At 65.9% G+C, this 23101-nt stretch carries 21 protein-coding genes; 11 read left to right on the forward strand and 10 right to left on the reverse strand.

The annotated features are described in order from the left end of the window. Nucleotides 1–88 precede the first annotated feature (88 nt). Nucleotides 89–466, reverse strand: coding sequence for a hypothetical protein (locus GA0070619_RS08485; RefSeq protein ID WP_231927328.1), 378 nt, complete (start codon nt 464–466; stop codon nt 89–91). Nucleotides 467–756: 290 nt separating this feature from the next. Between GA0070619_RS08485 and GA0070619_RS08490 the strand changes: the two genes are divergently transcribed. The 4 genes from GA0070619_RS08490 (at nt 757) to GA0070619_RS32200 (ending at nt 4406) form a co-directional block, all read left to right on the forward strand. Beyond that, a complete protein-coding gene (locus tag GA0070619_RS08490; RefSeq protein ID WP_088947555.1) occupies nt 757–1902 on the forward strand; it encodes a TRAFAC clade GTPase domain-containing protein in 1146 nt (381 codons plus the stop codon). Further along, nucleotides 1899–2234, forward strand: a complete 336-nt coding sequence (locus tag GA0070619_RS08495) for a hypothetical protein (protein WP_088947556.1) — start codon at nt 1899–1901, stop codon at nt 2232–2234. The genes GA0070619_RS08490 and GA0070619_RS08495 overlap by 4 nt, the downstream gene beginning before the upstream one ends. A 544-nt stretch (nt 2235–2778) precedes the next feature. Further along, a complete protein-coding gene (locus GA0070619_RS08500; RefSeq protein ID WP_157743939.1) occupies nt 2779–3672 on the forward strand; it encodes a hypothetical protein in 894 nt (297 codons plus the stop codon). A gap of 350 nt (nt 3673–4022) precedes the next feature. Beyond that, nucleotides 4023–4406, forward strand: coding sequence for a hypothetical protein (locus tag GA0070619_RS32200; RefSeq protein WP_157743940.1), 384 nt, complete (start codon nt 4023–4025; stop codon nt 4404–4406). A gap of 743 nt (nt 4407–5149) precedes the next feature. On the opposite strand, the gene GA0070619_RS08510 is transcribed toward GA0070619_RS32200, so the two are convergent. Continuing rightward, on the reverse strand, nt 5150–5623 hold the full coding sequence (locus tag GA0070619_RS08510; RefSeq protein ID WP_157743941.1) for a hypothetical protein: 474 nt from the start codon (nt 5621–5623) through the stop codon (nt 5150–5152). Nucleotides 5624–6098: 475 nt separating this feature from the next. Between GA0070619_RS08510 and GA0070619_RS08515 the strand changes: the two genes are divergently transcribed. From GA0070619_RS08515 to GA0070619_RS08530, 5 genes are all read left to right on the forward strand, one after another. Further along, nucleotides 6099–7169 (forward strand): restriction endonuclease, encoded by a 1071-nt coding sequence (locus GA0070619_RS08515; protein ID WP_088947560.1) that lies wholly within the window; start codon nt 6099–6101, stop codon nt 7167–7169. 1015 nt (nt 7170–8184) lie between these two features. After that, entirely contained in the window at nt 8185–8349 is a 165-nt protein-coding gene (locus GA0070619_RS32205; RefSeq protein WP_157743942.1) for a hypothetical protein, read from the forward strand. Between the two features lie 51 nt (nt 8350–8400). Continuing rightward, nucleotides 8401–8790, forward strand: a complete 390-nt coding sequence (locus GA0070619_RS08520) for a hypothetical protein (RefSeq protein WP_157743943.1) — start codon at nt 8401–8403, stop codon at nt 8788–8790. A gap of 246 nt (nt 8791–9036) precedes the next feature. Further along, nucleotides 9037–11262, forward strand: coding sequence for a hypothetical protein (locus GA0070619_RS08525; protein ID WP_157743944.1), 2226 nt, complete (start codon nt 9037–9039; stop codon nt 11260–11262). A gap of 126 nt (nt 11263–11388) precedes the next feature. After that, on the forward strand, nt 11389–12228 hold the full coding sequence (locus tag GA0070619_RS08530; RefSeq protein WP_231927329.1) for a nucleotidyl transferase AbiEii/AbiGii toxin family protein: 840 nt from the start codon (nt 11389–11391) through the stop codon (nt 12226–12228). A 195-nt stretch (nt 12229–12423) separates the two neighbouring features. Here GA0070619_RS08530 and GA0070619_RS08535 read toward each other — a convergent pair whose 3' ends face one another. The 5 genes from GA0070619_RS08535 to GA0070619_RS33770 all read right to left on the reverse strand — a co-directional run bounded on the left by GA0070619_RS08535 (nt 12424) and on the right by GA0070619_RS33770 (nt 18492). Then, nucleotides 12424–12786 (reverse strand): VOC family protein, encoded by a 363-nt coding sequence (locus GA0070619_RS08535; RefSeq protein WP_231927330.1) that lies wholly within the window; start codon nt 12784–12786, stop codon nt 12424–12426. 260 nt (nt 12787–13046) lie between these two features. Then, nucleotides 13047–14084, reverse strand: a complete 1038-nt coding sequence (locus GA0070619_RS08540; RefSeq protein ID WP_088947563.1) for a RelA/SpoT domain-containing protein — start codon at nt 14082–14084, stop codon at nt 13047–13049. A 470-nt stretch (nt 14085–14554) separates the two neighbouring features. Next, nucleotides 14555–15082 (reverse strand): hypothetical protein, encoded by a 528-nt coding sequence (locus GA0070619_RS08545; RefSeq protein ID WP_157743945.1) that lies wholly within the window; start codon nt 15080–15082, stop codon nt 14555–14557. 871 nt (nt 15083–15953) lie between these two features. Further along, nucleotides 15954–17105 carry a hypothetical protein gene (locus GA0070619_RS08550; protein ID WP_157743946.1) on the reverse strand — a complete coding sequence of 384 codons (1152 nt, stop codon included), beginning with the start codon at nt 17103–17105 and terminating at the stop codon, nt 15954–15956. A 751-nt stretch (nt 17106–17856) separates the two neighbouring features. Further along, nucleotides 17857–18492 (reverse strand): integrase core domain-containing protein, encoded by a 636-nt coding sequence (locus GA0070619_RS33770; protein ID WP_327643765.1) that lies wholly within the window; start codon nt 18490–18492, stop codon nt 17857–17859. Between the two features lie 60 nt (nt 18493–18552). On the opposite strand from GA0070619_RS33770, the gene GA0070619_RS08560 reads away from it, so the two are divergent. Beyond that, a complete protein-coding gene (locus GA0070619_RS08560; RefSeq protein ID WP_088947566.1) occupies nt 18553–20070 on the forward strand; it encodes a hypothetical protein in 1518 nt (505 codons plus the stop codon). Nucleotides 20071–20200: 130 nt separating this feature from the next. After that, complete coding sequence (locus tag GA0070619_RS32210) at nt 20201–21106, forward strand: trypsin-like peptidase domain-containing protein (protein WP_157743947.1); 906 nt, start codon at nt 20201–20203, stop codon at nt 21104–21106. Nucleotides 21107–21239: 133 nt separating this feature from the next. Here GA0070619_RS32210 and GA0070619_RS33000 read toward each other — a convergent pair whose 3' ends face one another. The 3 genes from GA0070619_RS33000 to GA0070619_RS33005 all read right to left on the reverse strand — a co-directional run bounded on the left by GA0070619_RS33000 (nt 21240) and on the right by GA0070619_RS33005 (nt 23067). Next, on the reverse strand, nt 21240–21395 hold the full coding sequence (locus GA0070619_RS33000; RefSeq protein WP_197699706.1) for a hypothetical protein: 156 nt from the start codon (nt 21393–21395) through the stop codon (nt 21240–21242). A gap of 696 nt (nt 21396–22091) precedes the next feature. Beyond that, complete coding sequence (locus GA0070619_RS08565) at nt 22092–22874, reverse strand: DUF4268 domain-containing protein (protein ID WP_197699611.1); 783 nt, start codon at nt 22872–22874, stop codon at nt 22092–22094. Further along, nucleotides 22852–23067, reverse strand: coding sequence for a hypothetical protein (locus GA0070619_RS33005; RefSeq protein WP_197699612.1), 216 nt, complete (start codon nt 23065–23067; stop codon nt 22852–22854). Before GA0070619_RS33005 ends, GA0070619_RS08565 begins: the two co-directional genes overlap by 23 nt. Nucleotides 23068–23101 lie beyond the last annotated feature (34 nt).

A 23101-nucleotide genomic window follows, 5' to 3' on the forward strand; every position in this document is an offset into this window, starting at 1 on the left:
GCTCGTTGGCCTTCAACAGCCGACGAGCCGGCGATGGGGGCGAATCGCCGGACTCGGAGAGACGGTCATCGCCCCTTTAATGCATTGATCACCTTCGGTCGAACGGCACCCGCTCGAGCAGGCCCTCCAGGTCGCCTTCGAGCCTAGCCGTGCCGGTGGTCGCCTCGGCGTAGTCGTCTTCGTACTCGGGCAGCCAGTACTGGACCTGCGCCACGGTCAGCGGGTGCCGGGCGAGCAGGAACGACTCGACGTGCACCTCGCGTACTGGTTGTGCCTTCTTGGCACTGGCAAGGAACGGGTCGATGGTGTCCTCTACAGCGCCGCTGCGTTCGATCGCGCGCACCGCGTCCAGCTCCGCTTCGGACAGCCCCATCCGGAACGCACCGCCCGGAACCTGACGAAACACGACCCCCGATCGGATGTGCCGCCATGCCGGGCGCCCGGCCACGAGCTCCTCGGTCCACATGGCGGCGAACGCTAGCAGCCAAGCCGTCCGGTGGTCTCTCCCAATGCCCCGCAGCTTGCGCAGAGATCAACTGGCTGTCGAAGCTTCAGGCCGAAGGCTGGCAGCACCGCTGAATGGGCCTGGCAGCGCCGGCCGGCGACCAACTGGCTGGCGGTCGCAGACATCGCACCAACAACTCACCCCGGTTCCCAGCACCATGCCTACGCGGCGCCGATGCCGGCCGTGTTCCCGAATTGCCGGACCCCTGCCAGGGCACAAGCGATCATCGCCGGTTCGCGTAAAGTCCTCACATGCAACCGAGGGCGTTCGAGCAGCACATCGCGGTGTTCGGGGAGAGTGGCAGCGGCAAGACCGTCCTGCTCTCATCGTTCTACGGGGCCGCCCAGGAGCCGCAGTATCTGAAGAGGAGCCTCTTCCACATCCTGGCGGAAGACATCGGCCAGGGTAACCGGCTGCACAAGAACTACCTCGGCATGAAGGACGACGCGACGCTGCCGCTCACCACCCGGTTCGCCGCTACGTCGTACGCCTTAAAAGTTCAGATGAAGGACGGGTCGGATCCCGCGGTGGCGAAGTCCCGGCCCTTCGACGTGCTGCGGGTGGTGTGGCACGACTATCCGGGTGAGTGGTTCGAGCAGTCGGTGCAGAGCCCGGAGGAGGCCCAGCGCCGCGCCGACAGCTTCCGGTCCCTGCTGAGTTCGGACGTCGCCCTGTTGCTGGTGGACGGTCAGAAGCTCCTCGACAACGCGGGCGAGGAGGATCGGTACCTCAAGTCGCTGTTCAGCAACTTCCGCAACGGCGTGCTGTCGCTACGGGACGAGCTGCTGGAGGACGGCAAGCCGCTAGCCCAGTTCCCGCGGATCTGGGTGATGGCGCTGTCGAAGGCCGACCTCTTGCCGGACCTGGACGTCTACCGGTTCCGTGATCTGCTCGTCGCGAAGGCCTGCGACGATCTAGAGCAGCTGCGCGAGGCCATCGTCGGGTTGGTGGAGGGCCGCGAGGCGCTATCGATCGGCGAGGATTTCGTGCTGCTCTCGTCGGCGAAGTTCGAGCCGGGCAAGATCACGGTGACCGAGCGCGTCGGGCTGGATCTGATCTTGCCGCTGTCCGCCATCCTGCCCTTCGAGCGGCATCACCGGTGGCACGAGTTGACGCAGCTCCCGGCGCGCGTGTTCGAGGGTTTACTCGGCCGTGCCGGCGACTTGGCGTCCGCGCTGCTGGCCAAGACCAGGCTTCCCGGCCCGCTGGGCCTGCTGATGAACCTCGTCGGTCCCGATCTCCTGAGCGATGCGGCGAAACTGGCCGGGGACAAGCTCCGAGCGGCCAACGCCGAGGCGCTGTCCAAGAAGGAGTTTCTCTCGGCCACGCTGACCGGCTTCCGGATGGATCTGGAGAAGGGCGAAGAGAACCAGATCCTGATCCGGAGCGTGCGATGAGCTTCATCTGGGCCACCCGCGGCCGGGCGTGGGGTTTCCGTTTCCTACTCACCGGTGGATTCTCGGACCCCCTTCCGGAGTACGAGGCCGCTTTCGCGGACGCCGGTGATGCGCCGGAAACCTGCCACCGTGCCGGGGACCGAGTTGCGTTGCGCATCGCGGACCCGCTGGGGCGTAAGGATCAGTCTGGCCGGGTGATCCCGCACGAGTTCGTCGTCTGCGGGCCGCAGGCCGCGGAGATCCATTCGGTGGCGGACGGTCTCGCGCTGGTGTGGCCGCAGGTGGCCGAAGAGTTCGAGCGGGTCTGGGAGACGCCCCGGCCGCCCTTCTGAAACTGATCGCGGAGCGTCCCGGTTCGCAGCGGCACCGATCGCACACCGCCGTGAGTGGTTCTGCGGGACTGACGACGACGTCTTGCTAGGCAACGACGAAGTCGCCAAGAAGGTCGACCTGCTCAACGGCGGTACCAACACCACCAGCGGCGATCAGGGGACGGCCGTCGGAGTGCGGTTCACGTGCCGCTCACCCAGTGCAGCCACACGACCAGCGTGGGCAGGCGCAATGAGAGCGAAAGCCCGGGCGCCTCGACCGGAGCCTGGCCGGGCAACGGTCGCAGGTCAATGAAACAAGTAGTCCGGCGATCTTGGTCGGCTGGGGCACGACTACTGGCCCTTGCACCCGAGATGTTGGCGTGATGGATTGAGGGGGCTACAGGGTGTAGCTGCATGGCTTAGGATCACTGCCGCGGGGTCGTCGCCCGGCCTCGGACCTGGGGAGGCTGTCGTGCGGCGGGTCGCGGTGGTGTGTGCTGTTGCGGTGTTGTTGAGCGGGTGCGGTGGAGGCTCATCTGTGCAACCCACGAGCAGTAGCGCACCGGTGGGTGACGACAATGTGATCGAGCCGACGGGTCAGGTCGGTCTGCCGTCGGGGATCGTGATCTCGAAGGATAACTTTTCCGCTCGCACCAAGGGTTTGCTGGTGTATGACGTCGCCACCGGCAATCTGCTCGCCACTGCGGCGGCGCCGGGCGAAGCTAGCGTAAGCCGCCGGGAGGCCTTCGACGCGACGATGCATCGCCTGGCCTACACCAACGATTGCGAGCTGTATGTGGCGACGCTGACCGGTGGTACCTATGTCCCGTCGGGACGGTGGAAGCCGCCGCAAGCGTTCGGTGAGGCTAAGCAATGCTTCGACAACCCGACTTTCGGCGAAGATGGCCGGATCCGCGCCACGGTCGGCGCCACGGTGACTGAGCCTGGCCGGGTGGTGTCCGTCGATCCCGCCCAGCCGGACACGGCTCCGAAGGATGAGGGCGCGGGCAGCCTTCGACAGGAGAAGAAGTTCCGTATCGCCGGCTTGAACAAGTCTGATGTACGGGTTTACGTCCGCGGCGACACGGTCACCGATCTCGTGGTCACCGGGGTCAAGCCGGGCGGTGATGTACTCAGCGGCGACTTCTGGTACGACTGCAAGACGCAGGTCGACAAGGCTGCGTTCTTGTGCACTTCTCCCCGCGACATTTCGCGCCAGTACTACGGCAGCGTCGCTCTGGCTACGGTCGACGTGCCTGCGGGCACGGTGACGGTCAAGCAGGTCGCGCCGGCGAGTAAGACTTCCCGACCGACGGTCCTGCCCGCTCCCGACAGAAAGCAGGTGGCGATCAACGACTCCACTGGCTGGTACACCACGAGCCTCGAGGGTGCTTCAAGCCCAGCCCGCCAGCCCCTCAGTGATCAGCAGAATCTCGGCGACATCCTCTTCTGGGCCTGAAGCCACTCCTCGGAGATCGTGACCTGGCTGGGTCGCGACGTGGGCCAGCCAGGGCTTGCTGTCTCGGCCTGCTCGATGGTGCGGCCCCGCTCGTCCGTGCAGTTGCACGGAAGGGCTCAGTACATCGCCTGTCGATCCGCCCGTGGCTTTCCGCCATCGGGCGGCTGGAGGGCGAGGCCCGTCCATTGTGTACGGCCTGCTGGTTTAGGGCAGGGTTGGACTGGTCAGGTCTGACGGGTGGTGATCGGTCGGCGTAGTTCGGTTACCACGATCACGGCCCGCAAGGTCACGGACTGGCCACGTTCACGCTTGACCTCGAACCCGCCTGGGTCTACCCGCATCGAGCGGATTTGCCTTCGATCGCCGACTGCTATGCGCTCAACCTGGAGGGGGAGACAGCGTGGAGTTGCGCCTACACCGCCTTCCACCTCGTCGCCGTCCGCGACGACCAGCCAATCGACCGTGGAGCGCTCCCCTGCAGGGGAGCAACCGCCCTGCTGACTGACGGCTCCATGGGTGCGCTGATCGGCGGCTACGGACCCGAGTACGACCTGACCACGCCGTTCCGCATCGGCGAAGAACACGTGATACCGGTCGGTGGACCACGCCGGCTCGTCCTGCCCGACGGGCTCGAGGTACGCGAACGTCGCACCTACGGCCGAGGGACGGAGCTTCACGTCTTCGTGCAGCAGTCCTGGTACCGGGCCGAACTCGCCCAGCTCGTGGAGGGTTAGCCAGATGCAAGCTGTGCTCCCGTACAACCAGAGGCGAGCCCTGAAGCACGGTTGCCGCGAGTTGGGGTTCGATCTCCTCGAACACGAGCCGCAGCAATCGCGCCAACAGCGGGGGCGCGGTGGGACCCCCGCTGTCCTGTAGGCCGGCCCCCGTTTACCCCCCGAAAACCCCCGCCTGCCGTTGACAATCAGTGACAAGAAACGACCAGTGCTTGCTCGTGTCTGTGCAGCTCAACGCCTATTTCTGGCAATCAATGACAAGGTCGGGATGATTACGGATGGTAACAAGGGGTTTTGACAAGCAATGACAAGTCCCGAACGAGGCTCGACAAGAGGTTCTCCTGGGTTCGAATCTCCTCGTTCCTACGAGGACTACCTGAGCAACTGCCCCCGCAATCACGGTAGCCGCGGCGCAGGAGGAGGAGCGAGACAGGGAGTCTGGAGACTGGGAACTTCACCGTGGCGCGCGGCTTGGCGCGAAGCCTCCGAGCCGCCGGGGAACCTCAGATCTGCAATCCGGCTGGTCGCGTGTTGTTCTGCGGCGAGACTCGGCCAGGCTCGATGCACGACCTCACCCAGGCGCGGACCGCCAGTCTTGTCGATCTCCTGCTCCACGCGCACCTCAGATGCATGTCCTCGCCGACGCCGGTGAGGCACTCGCGATCAACAATGATCGATGTCGCCAACACCGGCGACAACGTCCCTTGGCATGACGCCTGAGAAGGGGCCGACCGGTGGAGCTGCTAAGGCTCGATGTCGCAGCCGAGTCGCCGGGGGCCGCTCCCGCTGGACCACCACCAGTACTGGGGTCCATCGGGTTCAAGGAGCAGCCAGAGGCCATGGTTGTAGGGACACATGCTGGCGGGAAGGCTGACGTGGCCCCGGAAGTTCTGGTCACTCGGGACCGGGTCGCTTGGCAGCAAGCGCAGGCAATCGTCGTAGGCGATCGCCTCGGCGGCATGCCCGGTAAGAACCGAGAGCTTGGCGAAGTCGTGGAGTCTCCGGTCCTCGCGGTTGTGGGTCTTGACTTCAATCGCGAGCAGGTTGCCTGCGGGGCCCAGGTCGTGTCGTCGGTGAACGATCATGTCCGGGGTGATCTTGCGACTAAGTCCTGCACCGATCAGCCTCTTTGTCGCTTGGCCGGCGCGTTCGTAGTCCTGGTCGAGTACTAAGCCGTTCAATGACAGGCCGATCAGGTGCCTGTTGAGGTAGATCATCAAGCGCCCGACCACTACCCGCTCAGTGGTTCCCAGTAGGTCTAAGTCGTGGGTGTATAGGTCATGAACCGAAGCGCATATGGCACCGCGGAGCTGGTTAAACGACGGATCCGCATTGGGTGGGCTACCCTCGGCGGCGGCCTCGGTCGGGACCAGTCGTCCCTTGGAAGGTCCGCCAATTGGCCACCCTTCTACTGTCGCCACACCCCCAGTCTGGCGGTTGGCATCCACGTCTGACATCAGCCGTTTTGGCCAAGACTGGACGTCGGTGTCACGGTCCGCGGGCCCAGCTCGGACCTCGTGGCCGTCTGCGGAGGTTGCGACTCCGGTCGGAAACGCGCCCTACAGCGAGGGCTCAGGCGAAGCCAGGTCGCTCTTCACGCCGTGCTGGGCGGCCTCGCCCCGCCGTCCCGGCGAACATCGCTTTTGCGGCAGGCGGTCGACGTGCGACAACCGAGGTAGGAGGATGCACCGCATGGCGAATGCGTGGGTGATTCGGTCCGGGCGGCATGGTGAGCGTGACCAGTGGGCTCTGGTCAATGGGTTCTCAGGCGGCGGATGGCGCGAGGTCCCTGACCTGAGCCCCTGCGCGAGCCGTGAGGACGTTGCGAAGGTCGTTGAGGCAACGTGGCCGGGCGCGTCCGTGGGCAAGCGGCACAACTTCACCGGGCAGCTGTGGGCCCTGCGGTCCCGCATCCGTCCCAAGGATCTACTGGTCATGCCGCTGAAAACGACGAAGCAGATCGCCTTCGGACGCGTGACCGGCGGATACCATTATCGCGCCGACGAGGCGGAGGCCGACCGCCGGCATGTCGTCACTGTCGACTGGCAACGCATCGACTTGCCACGCGCTGCGGTCAAGCAGGATCTGCTGTTCACCCTCGGCAGTGCCATGTCCATCTTCGCGCCGAGCAAGAACAACGCCACCGCTCGGCTGGAGCACTTGCTTACGTACGGCACCGATCCCGGCAACGCCGCATTGAGTGGCACCACGCCGAAGACCGCCGCGACTAGCCAGGCCAGCGATACCGCCGCGCAGACGGACGTCGACGAGCCGGAGCTGGCGGCCGACATCGAGCAGGTCGCCCTCGATCAGATCACCGCCCGCATTGCAGAGGAGTTCGCTGGCCACGATCTGGCGACGCTCGTCACCGCGATCCTCACCGCAGAAGGCTTCCACTGCACACTGGCACCCCCCGGTCCGGACGGCGGCATCGACATCACTGCCGGACGCGGCCCTCTTGGTCTCGACAGCCCCCGCCTGCTTGCCCAGGTCAAGTCCGGCTCGCAGATCGGGTCACCCATCGTTGCGCAGCTCCACGGAGTTATGACGACGCACGGCGCCGAGCAGGGCCTGCTCGTCGCCTGGGGCGGCCTGACGAAGCCAGCCCGCGACACCCTGAAGAACCAGCACCTGCGGGTGCGGGTGTGGGAGGCAGCTGACGTGGTCGATGCCGTGCTGCGTACGTATGACCGGCTGCCGGAAGAGATCCGCGCCCAGGTGCCGCTGCGCAGGGTATGGATGCTCTCCGACGCTGGCTTCTGACCTGGACCGCCTGATCGCAAGCGCGGACGCTGCCGCCCGACCTCGGTCGTCGCGACGGCAGAAAGAACCACTTGGCTGCCGCCTGGTTATCGCCGAGCTCTCGGGGCAGTGTGTGGCTCGTTAACAGTGCTCCTTCGTCGCTTGTCCGGCGACTGCCAGGCAGGGCGCTGGCCACCGTGAGAGGCTGCCGGGCCTGTCAGGGCGGCGAGCGGCGGTACATCGTGGGCGGACAGGTCTGCCCGCACGCCTGCAACGTCGCCTCACTCGCGGCAGCGGAGCCTCGTCTTCATGGGGTCGAAACTGCTACTCGCGAGTTCCGTGGCGTCCTCAACTGCCTCACGTTTCGTCGTCCATCCTGCTTGGAGCCCCTCTCTTCGGGCGGGAGGCGTATCCGATCACCTCCGCCGGCCGCAACAGGTCCTCGACGAGGTCGCAATCCAGCGCGGTGGGCCACGTACGTTGGTTTACTCGTGCCGACCCGCCGAGGATCCCCACGTAGGCCAACCACAGCTCGGCACCACCGATGGAGTGGGTGCCGACTCTGAGCCCCCTTCCCGGCGTGTAGTAGATCGGTAGGCCGTGTCGAGCACATTGGCTCCGTTGCCGCCACCGGGTAATCGGGCCGCCGTCGAAACGCCGTCGGGTATGCGCCGGCCGGGCGACGGGGCCTGCTGCGGGCAGAACCGGCGGCCGGCCTCGTCACGGGCGAAGGTCAACAACCGCTGCTTCCGCCGGTCGACCGGCGGCGCCCATTTGACACCGAGCCTGCGAGCGCCTGCCCCCTCGCGTTGGTTTCGGCAACCTGGGCGGCCAACTGCTGTGGGGTACGTGACGGCAGCACGATCGAGCACCAGGCGGGCGGCACCGCTTGCAACTGCCAGCCCAGCCGGCGAGCTGTGGGTCCTCGGCGCGGACGCGGAGCAAGTACTCGGCCATATCACGGCGGACCCGGCGCTGCCGTGGCCTGTCGTAGGCGTCCTCACCTCGGTCAGGGATACGGTCCAGCTCGTTCGAGATGGTTGGGTTCGCCAGTAACGAGCAGTTGCGCGTCATCGACGAGCTGCCCCGCGGCGAAGATGCGTTGTTCAGCGTGGCCATGACGGTCGCGTCGGTGGAGGGCGAGACACCCAGGCTGGTGACGCGGAATGGCAGCGGCAGCTTCCACCTCGGCGCCGGCTAGTGGTCGAAGCAGGTAGAGCGGGTTGACACTGGCACCTTTATCGAGGTCTTGGTGCCGATGGTCGCAGGGGCCGACTACGCCCAGTCGTGGGACGACCGGCGCGAGGCCAGGGCGCTGCTGCAGAAGAACGAGATTAAGCCGGCGCTGATCGCCGCGCGCAGGACGCTGGAGCTGGTCCGCAAGTCGGAGAAGACTCTCGCCACCACCAAAGCGGTGCTGAAGCGAGAGGCGGGTGACCCCGACCCGCGCGTCCAGGAGAAGCGGACGGTGGCCGAGCGATTCGGGTTCATTCTGGAGGCGCTGTTCGCCGGGGAGTCCGGTGCGGCGCACCGCGGCGAGTTGGGCAAGAGATTCGAGTACAGCCGTGCCGAGGCGATGGCGTTGATCGCGGGCACCGCCGGCATGCTGGCGCGGCTGGCCGAGCAGCGTCAGCGGGCATGACACCAGGCAGCTAGGGACCCCTCGGTGGCGTACAACATGGCTAGGTCCGCGACGCTCCTCACTCCTCCAACTCCCGCCCTAGGCTCCCACCACCTTGCTCCTCGACCGGCTCACTGCGTCCACGGCGCCGAGATCGAGCGGCCACAGGCGCGGGCGAGACACTGGTCGGGCGGCTGAAGGGCCGGAATGGTCTTGGCCGCTGCCAGGGGCATCCGGCGTAGCCTGGCCCGAATATCATTTCCCACCGTGACCGACGGTACGACCCCTCACCCGCCGAGGCACGATACCTTCCGCGGGCTACTTGAGTTGGCCTTTGGCGCCCTGGCGGGCACCGATCCGGTCGTAGTGACGACGAACGACGAGATGGCCGCACCTCTGAAACATGAGTGGCCGTCGTACTTGGCCGAATCTGCAGGCGAACTCCCGGACATCGCGAACAACCTGCTCCGGACCGCCCCAGTGCTCTTGATTCCGCCGTGGGGACGAGTATCCGGAACTCTGGCGTCTGCTGCGGAAGGTCCCTTGCGGTCTGTTCACGAGATCGCCCTAGCCGGAATCCGGCCAGAGGGTAACGAAGCGCTGCTGGCGGCCTTGCTGCCGGCCAGCGCTCTAACGTCTCCCAGGTACCGGGAGTTCCGTGAAATGGTTGATTACTCCTGGCAGCCGTGCCTTGTCATCTTCGCAACAAGCGTCTTCGCCGGGGTGCATCAGCTGTTCGACACGGCCGCGGTGTTTTGGCGACCGCGCTCCTCGGAGGGCCAGCCCCTCAAGCTCTTCAGGTTTCCAGGGCGCGAGGACGAGAAGGTGGTGGAGATCGACTTCCGCAGGCTCCTCGGCCGTGCGAGCGGCACGGGAAAGTTCGGCTACGTCCTGCCCGGCCCTCCGGGAGCAGGCGAAAGCCTTTCCGTCGAGCTGCACGATCCCGCCATCACCGCTCGCTGGTCGGAACTGAACGTATGGGGCGTGACCGTTCCTCTGAAGGATCTGTTCGCGTTCCCGGCAGCAGCCCTCCATCGAACCGCTCATCGGCATCTTCTTCATGATCAGCGGCAGGACGGATCTGTGCGGGTCGTGGCGGGGCGAGACCTCAGGTACGACGGCACGCTCGCTGGCCCCGACGACGCCTCCAAGTGGGCCAAGGTTCCCCCGGATCGGCAACTGCGAGCGGGAGACCTCCTGCTCCGGCGAATGTTCTCACCACATGCGCGAGTCAATCTGGTCGTCGCGGAGGTGGCCGCCGACGACTTGCCCTTGGCTGCGGACGACAGCGTGGTCACGCTTCGCGCCAACGGGTGCCTGCAGGGTCCGCAGCGCCTCGTCGCTGTTCAGTTCCTCCGTTCGCCGCTCGTCCGGGCGTGGGCCGTCGGACATTCGGTCGCCAGTCTCACTCCGCCGGTTCTGCGAGATCTACCCATCCCACAGCCCGATGCGGCGCTGGCCGCGACAATTGAGGGGCTTGAAGCCGCTAGATCACAATTGGAGAGCTGGAGGGACGAGTCCGAAGCCTTGCTCGCGTCCGTCTTCGAGGATGAGAGCGCAGTCACCGCGAGGCGTCGCATCCTGGAATCCGGCCGCCAGCTGCGCATGCGGGTGGACGCGGCGGCACTGTTGGACGACTTCAGCCACCAGGTGCGGACCCGCTATCCGCACCCGATCGCCTACCGCTGGAGCGAGGTACAGGTCCACCTCTCCAGGGGCGCCCATGAGGCGGCCTACGAAGCAATTCTGGAGACCGTTGAGGTGTTGCTGTGTTACACCGCGCTGGCTGTCCTGTCGCTATCGCGCGATGCAGGGCTTCGCCTGGGCGCGATTGACGGCATCCGGACGAGGCTGTCGCGGGGAGGAAGCAACGGGCCCGGCTTCGGGGACTGGGCGGCCATCCTCAAGGAGGCAACAGAAAGCAAGGCGTTCCGGCGCAGACCCGACGGAGACCCGCTCAATGACTTCAGCCGCATCTTCTCCGCTACCGAAGCGGCATCTGCCCGCCAGCGCCTGGCCGGACGACGCAACGCCAAGTCTCATCTCCGACGGGTCGACGCCATTGACCTCCCGTCCGCCATCAAGGAAGCGCACGCCGACCTGACGACCCTGCTGGCACATGCGTCGTTTCTCGCGGACCTACCCCTGGTGCACGTCACAGGCGTTCGCTGGGACACCCTCCGGAGAACCGCCCAAGTGGACTACCAGGAGCTCATGGGCGACAACGCGCTGGCACCAGGGAAACAGCGACCTTATGCGAACAGTGACCTAGAGATCGGCAGCCTGTACCTGGCGAACGAGAACGGGCAGCTGCATCTACTGCGCCCCTTCCTGCTTCGACGCCGCTGCCCGGTGTGCCGCAGCTGGGAGACCTTCCACGTCGACAACACCCCAGACGCCACGACTGTGACGGTCAAGAGCCTGGAACGCGGCCACACTGACACGGACCCAGCACTACGGCAGGTGCTCGAGCATGTGGGATTCGTCGAATAGCTGCTAAGGCCACCTAGAAAGGCCCTGGCGTCTGCCACACATCCTCGACAGCAGCCCTGTCACGAACGCCGCTGCCTAAAGATCCTCGGTCGTCATCGAGCGCAGCTGTCCGCCGATGAGACGACGGTGCACGGCTGGCACCACGCCGTCTCGAAGGTCTTCGACAAGCAGACGCTCATGGCCTACCGCGCCGGCGAGCCCGACTTCCTGGTGGCGGCCACCGGCCAACGGTGGACCAACGCCCGACGCGCCGCCATGAATCACGTCTTGGCGGCCATTGCCGCAACCACCTGGGGTCAGCATCTCGTTCTGCGCGGCAGCGTCACCATGGCGGCCTGGGTCGGCGAAGCCGCCCGCGAGCCGGGTGACCTCGACTTCGTCGTCACCCCGCACACCATGACCAGCGACAGCACCGACGCCCGCACGCTGCTCGATGACATAAAGACCGCCATTCGAGCCGCAACGGGCGCTGGCGTGCAACCAGACCGGATCGCCGAATCCGCCATCTGGACGTACGAACGCGCTGACGGACGCCGCCTGCTCATCCCGTTCAGCACCCCGGAGGCACCGGGCGGCCACGTACAGATCGACGTCGTCTTCGGCGAACGACTTCCTCTTCCACCAGAGGTGCTGATCCTGCGGGACGTCGACAAACCGTTACCGGCCGCGCCCGCCCCGCTGGCGCTGGCATGGAAGCTGCTGTGGCTGGCCACCGACCGGTACCCGCAAGGCAAGGACCTCTACGACGCGGTCCTGCTCGCCGAACACACCACCGTTGACCAATCCCTCGTCCGCCAGCTCATGCGACCGGAACTCGGCGCTGAAGCCGATACCTTCAGGGCCGAGACCGCATTGTCCTGGGAGGTTGACTGGTCCAACTTCACCGACGAGTACTCCGGAATCACAGGCACCGCCGAGCAGTGGGCCAGACGGCTCGCACTGGCCCTCGACCACGCCTGGATCTGACCAAGCAAGAACAGGTCGACAGGACTGGCACTCGCTTCATCCGGCTGTCGTAATAGGTGGAAGCGCGCGACAAGCGGCAGAAGAGTGTGTCGGCGGCTCCAGGCTCTCGCGGCCGCTTGTGATCAGTGTGCAACGACGACGGTGCGTACGACGCCATCAGCAGGTCTCGGATGCTCGGTCGAAAGCCTAACCAGATCACACCCGGTAGTACTGCACGACGCAGAACTCGTTGTCCTCCGGGTCGGTCATGACGAGGACTGCGCCCTCTTGGTAGTCATGCCGATCACCTGTCCACCGCCCGCCCAACATCCCGATCCGGTCGACCGCTTCGTCAACGTCGGTAACGGCGATGTCGAGGTGTAGTCGCGTCTTGCCGGCCTTGGGCTCCGGGACCGGCTGGAATGTCAGCACCGGGCCGCCCCCGGGGACAGTGACGCGCCGCCAGCCGGGAAGAGACTCCGTCACGCGTCCTCCAAGCACCATGGACCAGAAGTCAGCCAGTCGCTGCGGATCCCGGCAGTCGACCGTGACTCCGGCAAGTCGGCCCAGTGTCTCCACGACACCGACCATAGCGACGATGTGCAGCTCGCTCCCACTGGATGCACAGGCGGGCGGGCGCACGGCGAGCGGCATGTCAGGACATCTTGCAGGCTCAACTTTGACCGACGGCGCGCGGTCGTGTAGATGCTGTCGAGGCCGTCGTGTTCGCCGGGGCAGGACCTGCACGCCGGGCCGGTTGCGCATCGCCAGGCGGACCCGAGACGCGGCGTAACCGCCGCACGTTGGCCCTGCGCGGAGCCCACTGCGACTCAGGCGCTTTAAGGCAAACGGCCATCCAGTTGCGTTCGCACGAAATCAGTGAATCGGGCGGTGTCCGCAAAGTAGTTCGGGTACGCGTCGCGCAGTTGGCTGATGCGCGCGATGTTGATGAGCACCACGTCCAGGTTCTCGTCGTCTAGAGTCTCTAACGCGGTTAGCCGTGCTTCCGCGTCGGCCAGCGTTTCATGGACCGTCACGGTAAGCCGCCCCTCGCGCCGAAAGAGTTCAAGGGTCAGGGTGTTCCGGCGGTCCGTCGTCGCGTGCTCGCCGACGATCGCCGCGTAACCGCGGAGCCGCCCCAGGACGCCTACGGCCACCTCCAGCCGCGCCAGCTCGTCCGCCAACTCATCGGGCGTTCCTTCGGCACCTGGTGCCGGAGCGGTGCCCTCCTCGTGCGCCATGAGAGACGCGACCAAGACGAAGAACCGGAGCGCGTCTGAGTTGCCCTTTCCGTACTTCAACTCGCTGCCCGAGAAAAGGTCCATCGTCTCGACTGCGGTCGCCCAGGCGTGCTGCAACTGCGTGCGCACCTGCAGTTCGATCCGCAGGCCGTGGTACTCCTTCTTGGAGGCTCCGTACTCGTAGACCAAGTGGACGCCTCTGTAGCCGGAGTTCCGAGGCCCCGGGTCATCGCGCAGATAGTCGTAGACCTTCTTCACGCGGTTCTTGCTCTTCGGCAGGTCCGCCAAGATGTCAACCAACTCGTTTACTTCGGCGACCGACTCGAAGACCACGCGGCAGCCCCCGAGATCCTGCATGGTAGTCACGCTCATCGTGGGATGACGCTTGAGCTTGTCGATGATCGTGGGGAGGCGTTTCCGGCGCTCGGCCACGACGGCGTTTGGGTTCACGCCGAGCGCGCGCTGGCGCACGGTCACGGTGACGGCGTTCAAGGGAAACGCGTGGGCGAGGCGGTAATTGCTGAGGACTTCCCGAGCTGCCCAAATCTCCTCAGACGTTCCAGTCCCCTTGCCGATCACCCGGCTCGCCCGCTGGACGGCCTTGTTGGAGTGCTCAGGCACCACCCACTTCTTCATGGCCTCGACCGTACCTAACCCGCTCCGACGCCTCCACCGAGTTCCCCCTGCGTCCCGGGCGGTCCCGCGAGCTCCGAGTCGCGTCGGTCTGGCGCTGCGGACGCACGCACACCGGCTAGATGAAGTGCGTCGTGGTCGACCACGGTGAGGGTGCGATGCGAGCGCCGACGATGGGCCGGCCGTCACCGCACGATGCACGCTCGGAACCACCAACCTGCAACCGCCCTGGCAGCTCGAACACGGGGCCAGCCCATGCATCATGGCCAGCTCAACCTAGTGTCGGCGTACGGGCCCGAGTGCACAGGTAGGTACGCCGGAGCGTACAAAGATCGACGTACCAGAAGGTGTCAACGACGCCTGTCGAGCAAGCCTCCATGTCGTACGGCAGGCCGCCTCGCTGACTACACTTGCTACTGCCAGGGTCAGTCGCGCTCGCACCGGATCGCGGCAGAAGCGGATGCCTGCGGGGTTCAGCCGCGGCTGGCGTACAGGTACACGGTGACTGCATCGGGTGCGTCCAGGTTGACCAGGAGCGCTCGACGTGTGCCCTCTGCGGTGGGTTGCTCCTCGTCGAGGCCGGAGATGGTCATGGCGGTTTCGGGGTCCCACAGGTTGCCGCCACCGACGTTGTGCTTGGCGTCGACTGCCCGAAGCCCCGGCGCGAGAGCCGTTGTGAAATTCGCCGCGGCGACGAAGGCGTCGAGTTCGGTGCGCGGCATGCGGACCTTCGCCGAGAGCTGGGTTTCCAAGCCGTTGCTGTACGCGGCGGTGAGCAGCACGCTGCCGGGCGGCAGGGTCACGTGAGCGACGGCTTCCACCTGGGCCGCGCTGGCGACCTCTGGCTTGGACTGTACCGGGAGCAGGTCTATGTCATTGCTGTCGACAGACAGCCCCGCCACACCGCACGCGATCAGCGACAGAAGCAGGCTGATGCACCCAAGCACGAGTGCGTCCCTGCCACTCCGGTTGCGCGTCCTCGGCGCAGCGGTCTCGGCCATGGCCAGAACGATACGGCGCGCGCGCTCATCGGGATGAGCGCGCATCGCGTCGGGTCGTGGAGGCGCGTCCGGCTGAGAGGGCTCGTGACAAAGACGGGTTCCGAACGGCTGGCGCGGGACCTAGGTGGGCTGATCTTCAGCTGAGCGGGATGGCGCCGATAAGGCGTATCCCACGTCGGGCATCGGTCCGTGGCGGTCCACCGAGACGAACCCTTTGCCCGGGGTAGGCGAGTCGCGACGGCAGGCGCACGCTGTTTTCTGGTGACGGCACGTCCCCGATGGCGGGGGAGCGGGGCGGGGTGGGACCCGGCACTGTCATGTCTGCCAGGCCCCCGTTTACCCCCCGAAAACCCCCGTCTGCCGTTGACAATCAGTGACAAGAAGCGACCAGCATTTGATCGTGTCTGTGCAGCTCAACGCCTATTTTTGACAATCAATGACAAGCTCGATTTCGTTACGGATGGTAACAAGGGGTTTTGACAAGCAATGACAAGTCCTGAACGAGGCTCGACAAGAGGCCGTCGTGGGTTCAATTCCCCTCGTTCTTCACGAGCAGTTGGCTCCTGGAGTAGAAGCTGTGTCGATCGTGGAGGTTACTACGAGCGAGCCGGCTCGCCGACTACATCGCGGCTGAGCGCAGCATGCCTCGGTGATGGAGAGGTGCGTTCAGTGCGGCAAGTCCGCCGGTGGTGAACGTGCATCGGGGTACGGCGTAAAGGGTCATGGCGGCGCAGAGGGCCGGGGCCTCAGGTGTGAGCCTGCTGGATTGGGTTCGGTCGCCTGCGCATGCGTGGGGAGATCCGTGTCGACGACCAGGAAGCCTTTCCCGCCCTCGCCTTTGCCGTCATCCGCTGGTGCCAACTTCCACGCTTTAGTCGCCGGGGAGGATTACCCGCGTGTGGTCGGGTAGCGAGGTCAGCAGGCGGCGTTGGCCGGTGGCCGGGTCGGCGGTGACCAGTTCAACGGTGTCTGCGGTCCAGCGTTGCAGGAGGATTTCGGTGCCGGCGAGGCCGATGAATTCTTCACCCTCGCCGTCCTTGGGCGTTACGAGGTCGATGCGGCCGGCTGGTTTGCCGGACCGTAGATCGACCCCGACCAGCGTCATGGGGGGCGCCGCCGGCTGGCCGGTCGGGTTCTCTTCCTGGGGGGCGACCAGAGCCCATACGGTCGCCGGGTCGCCTCCGCCACGTACGAGCGGGACAAGTCCGTTGCGGATGTCGCCGGGGCCCGCCTGTTGGGTGGTGGGGATCGACACCGTGCGGGCGTTGCGGCCGTCGACGTCGTGGATGGCGATGGTGAGTTGTTTGCGCGGCTGGTGGTTCGGGCCGAGGTCGAACTCGGCGGTGGCTACTTCGCGCCCGTCGAGGAATGCCAGCATTCGGCGGGCCGGCATCGCGGGTAACGCAAGCGGGCGCAGCTCCCCGGTGGAGAGGGTGAACGTGGTGAACGCCTCGCTGGCGCCGGTGCTCTGCCCGAGCAGCAGCGACCGTCCGTCGGACGACCACTGCCGCACCTCGTGCCCGGGCGGGACGGCTCGGTCGGTGGTGGCGGTGAGGTCGCGGATCCACCACTGCCGGTCTCGGCGCTGGGCTAACCACCGCCCGTCAGGGGAGAGCGCCTGATTGGCTGCGCCCATGGTGGTCAGTCCGACGCTGAATTGGTCACCGGTTGCGGTCACCAGGTAGGTCGGCAGTTGAGGCAGGTCGCCGTTTGCCGCGGTGAAGCTTTTGGGGTCGTTGATCTGGTAGAGGAGGGCTGCCCGTCCGACGGCCCGGTCGGTGGGCAGGGCGGTCGGGGTGGGCGGTGGCAGCAGCCGGTCGGGCAGCCCGGCGAGGAGTTCCCGGGCCGAGCTTGGGGCGGCGACGTCGGCGAATACTGATGGCCTGGTGGCGCTCGTCCGCCAGGCCGTCACTCCGGCGGCCCCGGCGAGCAGCAGCCCGGCTAGCGCGACCGCCAACCATCGCCGACGTCGGCGTGGTTCCGGTGGCGTAACGGGTGCCGGTCCCGGTGCCGTGGATTCCATTGTCGTGGCCCTCCTCGATCCGGGCGTCCTGCCCGCGCACAGCAGACGGGAGATGCACCCGACCGTCAACGGCACGGGCGGACCCGACTCTCAATCGTGAACTTGGGGAAGTTCGGATCTCGGTGAGTACCTCGCGCCGCCGCGGCACGTGGCTTTGAGGTCCCTCCTGAATACCGGCCTGGCACGTAGCGCAGCGACGAAGTCGTGAGGGCTGAAGGTGGTGGGTCGGTCGCTGACCTGGCCGTCGCCGAGTTCGATGACGCGCCAGAGATGCACGTGTTGAGTGGAACCTCAATGGATTGAACTGGGCTGTGGTTGATACGCCATCGGCGGCCGTCTGGCACTCGTTGATTGTCCCGCGCTCGAAGAGCTGCTTGTAACGGAGTCGCCGCTGCCGCCAAGTGCCTTCGATTCCCTAAAGCGCAGCAGAAGCTTGCAGAGGGTCGGTGTCGGTCTTGGTAGCTCTCGCCGGAACCAAGAGGCTGCGGCGATTCTGGAAATGGAAGAACCCAGCTCGTTTCGAATCTTCGCGGCCCGGCATGGTTTGGTGCTGGCGCTGTAAATCGTCGCAGGCTGCGGCTTGTGTCACGATTATCGCCTGGAAAATGTGAAGGCTGTGCAAGGGAAATGTTGAGCTGAACTGGTTGAGTCAGGGCCCCGGAGTAGTCCGCGAATGTCCTCTTGGGCCTGTTGTTGCCCTGCAGGGGCTCAAAACTCTGACAACTGCGGTGACCTGCTGATTTCTGATGATCTACGCGGCTCGTTCGTACTCGTTGATCAGCCCGCCGAGGATGGGTCTTCGGCGTATCCGGCGCTGCTGGTCGAGATCGATGACGGCGGCTGGTGGGCGTGGCGGTGACAAATCCAGGACCCGGTGCGGCCGGCGGTGGTTGTAGTGCTTCACGTACTCGGCCAGGACATGGCGCAGGTGTCGTTGACCGAAGATGAGCATCCGGTCGGTGAGCTCGCTTCCTAGTGTTCTTACCCACCGTCCTAGTAGGACAGGTGTCGGGCACCTTACAGTCTGCAAGCGCAGATCGTTGCCCGGATGCTGCGATCGGACCCACGATCGCAGGGGCCGCGCTCGGCCGGACGGGACGCGCCGTAGAGCAGCGACACATGGCCGACAGCACGTGATGCCAACCGCAGTGTCCGGCGGTGCCGCGGCGGCCCCGTCGGGAGGTGCCATCTTCGGCGCTTTCGCCGGCGACGCCGCTCTCGTTCTCGGCCTGCCAGGGGCAATCGGTCGTGTCGCCCTGCCAACACAGTCCGCGCGTACCTTGAGCGAACCGTGCTGCGGGATGCAGATGGCACGCGACCATTGACCGCGGTCCTGGCGTGCGCCATGATCTCTCCCAACTTGATACTGATGGCCGTCGCTGTGCATGCATTGGTGATGCGAGGTGGCGGTCGCGCGTCGGCGTCTCACGGGGGAGATCGTTGCCGAATGACCATGTCCAGGATCAGGGCTGCCACCACATCGGGATTCCCGGCGCAGGCGGCCGAGGGCGACAATCCGAATGATCGGCAACTGACCGTCGGTCGTCGCCGCCTGCTCACCGGCGGGTCCATCGTCGCCGCGTCGCTGGTAGGCCAGGGCTTCCTCGGCAGCTCCGCACTGGGGGCGGCGGGCACCGAGCTGTCCGTCGGAAAGGTGGAGATCACTCCGGCGGCGGGCACGTACCTGGCCGGTTACGGCGTCGATGTGCCCCGCAAGGCGACCGGGACCGCCGCCCCGCTGTTCGCGCGGTGCACAATCCTGTGGCACGCGGGCGTGCCCCACGTCATCGTCACCGCCGATGTTCTCGGCTTCGCACGCGGCCTGCACCGGTCGATCCGCAGCCAGGTCGTCGCTCTCGGGCTGGCGTCGGAGAACTTCGCCCTGACGGCCACGCACACACACAACGGCCCGGTGCTCCCCGACAAACTGGACCCGTTCATCTCGTACGCGATGAATTCCACACTGCAGGCGCAGGTGCGTGCCTACGGCGACCAGTTGGCCACGAAGATCGTGCAGCTGGTCCGGGACACACTTGAGGGCCCACGAACGGCATGCACCCTCGACTACCAGGTCGTCGACCAGCACTTCTCGTACAACCGGGAAAGTCTGCCGTACGTCGAGTCGGACGTGCCCGTCCTGACGGCTCGTACGCCGGGTGGTGAGCCGCTGGCCGTGCTGTTCAGCTACGGGTGCCACCCGGTGGTGGCGGGGTCGCAGACCATGTTCGACCCGGACTACCCGGGGGACGCGGTCACCCGGATCGAGCAGGCCACCGGCGCCTTCGCCCAGTTCCTCCTCGGACCAGCCGGTGACCAGAACCCTGCCGGCGCGCGGGGTTGGGCCCAGCGGAGCCTGCGCGGCGCCGAGCTCGCGCAGGCCGTCACTACGGCGTTGCTGCGGCCGGGTCGACGGGTCGCCGGCCCGACGGCGACCCACTACCGGGAGGTGAGCCTGCCGCTGGATGTGACGCTGACCGCGGGTAATCTTCGGGACGTGTCCGCGGCCTACGCCGTGCGGTCGAACAATCTCTCCCTGCCGGGTTACTACCGGCGGCACGCGCGGCAGATGATCGCGCAGATCGACGCCGGGACGTTCGCGACGTCGATTCCGGTGCCCCTGCAGTCCTGGAGGTTCGCCGGCAGCCCGGACCTTCGGCTGCTGCTGACCGGCGGCGAGATTGTGTCCGGATACGCCGTCTACTTCCGGGCCCGATACGGCACGTCGAGCCAGCTGCTGTTCGCCGGCTACGCGAACGAGGTTCCCGCGTACCTGCCCAGCGACGAACTGCTGCGCAGGCCCGCGACGTACGCCGGCGGGATCGACACCGACTTCCCGGGCATCGCCGGCGGCTCGATGACCGTCTACGGCTGGTTGGGACACCTCAAAGGAAAACCAACCGCCACCTCTCCCGACGGGGCAGAACAGATCCTGATCAACGCGATCACCGCGGCACTGGCGGCGTAGCAGACACGTTTGCCGACTGACCCGCTGACAGCCGCACCGCATCGCGTCATTGCCAGCTGGCACCCGTTGGTCGAAGGGACAGCTGGAACAAAGGATTCTCCGCATCTCCTGGGCGGAGGGCGGGGCCGCCTTGGCCCTGAAACCGATCACCACGTCGTTCCATCATCTGGAGGTTCGCTTGTTACGACGACTCATCGCTTCGTCCATTGCGGTCGTGGCACTACTCCTGGCCTCGACGGCGTCACCGGCGGTCGCGGCCGGCTACATGTTCAAGCCGGGACACCCCATGTTCCTCGGATTCCCGAACAACCCAGGCGATTACTGCACCGGCGGCTACGCCGTTCGAGGCACGTCCGGCATGTTCATCGTGACCGCCGGGCACTGTTTCGGCACTTCCGGTCTGCCGTCGCCGGCTGAGCGTGTCGTCTACGGCACGGACGCCCGCTTCGGATACGCGATACGGAACGACAACGTCGGCGACTACCGCGACAACAGCTTCGATGGGGCATTGGTCAAGCTCGACGCGGGAAACGACGCCCAGCAGATCGTTGTCGACCCGCTGACAGGCAGGTCACCGGGCAACGGACGGGTGATGGGCTACTACAGCAATAGCGCCTTTACCCCGGGCTTCGTCATCGGAAAAATGGGCCGGAGAACTGGTTGGACCGAAGGCTCCGTGACGAACTGGCAGGAGGTCGGTTACGACGAGAACGGCGACGACATTGCCGACACGTTTGACTATCTGCTGTGCTCGACCGTCCCCGCGGCTCGCGGTGACAGCGGGGGACCGGTCTGGCGGATGGACGCCAACGGCGTCATGGCGATCGGAATCGTGGTCGCTGTACTGAACGAAACTGGAAGGATGTGTTTCAATCCCATCCAGAACGTTCTCAATCGGTTCGGAGCCTGGCTGCCGGTGTTTGCTGCAAAGGGCGCCAGTGCCTCGGCGTCGACCGCTCAGCCTCTTATTGTGACCGAACGCTCCGGGCCGGCGGTTCCGATCAACCTCACGCCGGTATTGGCCACGCGCCTCTAGCCCGGGACTTCCGAAAGTTCGACCCTCGTTCGTGCGAGCGACCCTCGGCCGGCATCGCCGAAAGCTGGCAGCTTGCTGTAACCCCCCGGTCGGCGCGGATTCCGTCAGCGACCATGTCGACCGACGCCGTCCCCTAGCGCCCGGTGACCTCTTCGGCGGACCCGAAGAGGTCACCGGCACAGATGGAGGGCAGTGGCGCACCCAGGCGCTGTCGACCCGAGCTGCTCGCCAGCGCGATGACTTCCAGCGTCGACTCGTGGCCTGGGCGCGGGTCGGCCTCGTCGAACAAGCCGATGGTGAGGAACCGACGATCATGGAGTAGTGGTCGATGCCGTCCTACCGACACGATCCCTTTGCCCGCGGTAGGCGGGTCGCGACGGGTAGGCGCACATCGTTCTCTTGGTGACCGGACGTCCCGACGGTGGGGAGTGGGCGCGGTGGGACCCGCTGTCCTGGCGGCGTGCCCCCATTTACCCCCCGAAAACTCCCGCCTGAAATTGACAACTAGTGACAACAAGCGATCATCGCTGGATGGTCTCGGCGCAGCTCAGGCCCTATTTTGACAGTCAATGACAAGGTCGGGGGTGGCTACGTTCGGTAACAAGGGGTTTTGACAAGCAATGACAAGTCCTGAACGAGGCTCGACAAGAGGTTCTTCTGGGTTCAAATCCTCTCGTTCCCATGTGGCCGCCGTCGTCCGTGCGCTTGAGATCGATGACCATGAGATGACCGGCCTTGTCTACGGCGAGCAGGTCGACCCGGCGCGGGGAGTCCTCCCAGTTGCCGAACTCCTTGGCCACGACCAGAGGATCGGGAGTGAGCACGGCGATGTCGTTCCCGGAGGAGTCGTTGCAGGTCCTTGCGCTCGTAGAGCCCGAGGGTGGCGAACCGGGCCGCGTCGTGGCCGCCGCAGGTGTGCGTCGTTGATCTCGCGCAGTGGCATGCCACCTCCTCGCCGCTTCGCCTCACCGAGAATGGTGCACCGCTAGGGAGTGATGAGCGGGGCCAGGCCACCGGCTTCGGCTATCGCCTTTCGAAGGCGGGTCTGAGCATCGATGAACCAGGTTATGTACTCGGGCCAGTCGTCTCCGTTGCCGATGTCACCCTTGCGGTACTCCGCGATGCGGCAACCCTTCCTGGCCTGTAGTGGTTCGTACGACAGGGTGTTTCCGAAGGTCGGCTCCAGCTTGGCGCGGGCGGCGGCGAAATGCGCGTCGTTGACCGCGGGGTCGGGGTCCTGAAAGTAAATTTCGCTCGACAGGCCCGATCGGCCGAACGTGCACGTGTACGGCATGCCGTTCATACCGGCGGGCAGGGACTGCCAGTTCTGCGGCGAGCCCTTGGTCGACGTCGTCCACCCGAGCTTGCGGTCATGGACCGTCTCCAGGAATCTCGTCCAGAACTCCTGGTAGGCCAATGCTCGGTCGCTTGCCGCGGTGTCGCCCTTGGCGATCGCCTTGACCTTCTTGCCCCAGTCGTTCGGCTGCACGACCAGGCGCATGAGGGGCGCCGGCGCCGACTCGCCGATGCGTACCGCACTGATCTCAATGCCGAAGAACCGCGTGTTCTTGTCCGTACGGGTGTTGAGCCAGTCCAACGCGGCCCGATGCTCGTCGCGAAACTCGGTCGCGATCCACACCACGTTGACCGGATCCGTCCCACCGGCGTAGGTCAGCAACTGACCCAGGTGGCCGTGGTCTGTCCTCGTCAGCTGGTTTTCGATGATTACTGTCTCGTTCGTCGCCTCATCGACGCCGATCAGGTCCAACGAGAATCCGCCCACCGGGTGGTTCCGCTGACGACAGCGCCAAGTCCATGCCGAGCAGCTCGCCGAGCACGTCCGCGTTCGCCAGCAACCACGGCGTGAAGGTGTGCGCCTCGTGCTTCCAGACTTGCCGCGCGTCGAGTAGTTCGAGCTTGCCGAGCGTGGGCAGTCCTTCGCCGGCATCCACAGAGGTCATATCGCCGACCGTATCGGTCTGAGGCGGGGCCTGA

This window comes from Micromonospora zamorensis, from assembly GCF_900090275.1.
In the GTDB taxonomy this organism is placed as follows: Bacteria; Actinomycetota; Actinomycetes; order Mycobacteriales; family Micromonosporaceae; genus Micromonospora; species Micromonospora zamorensis.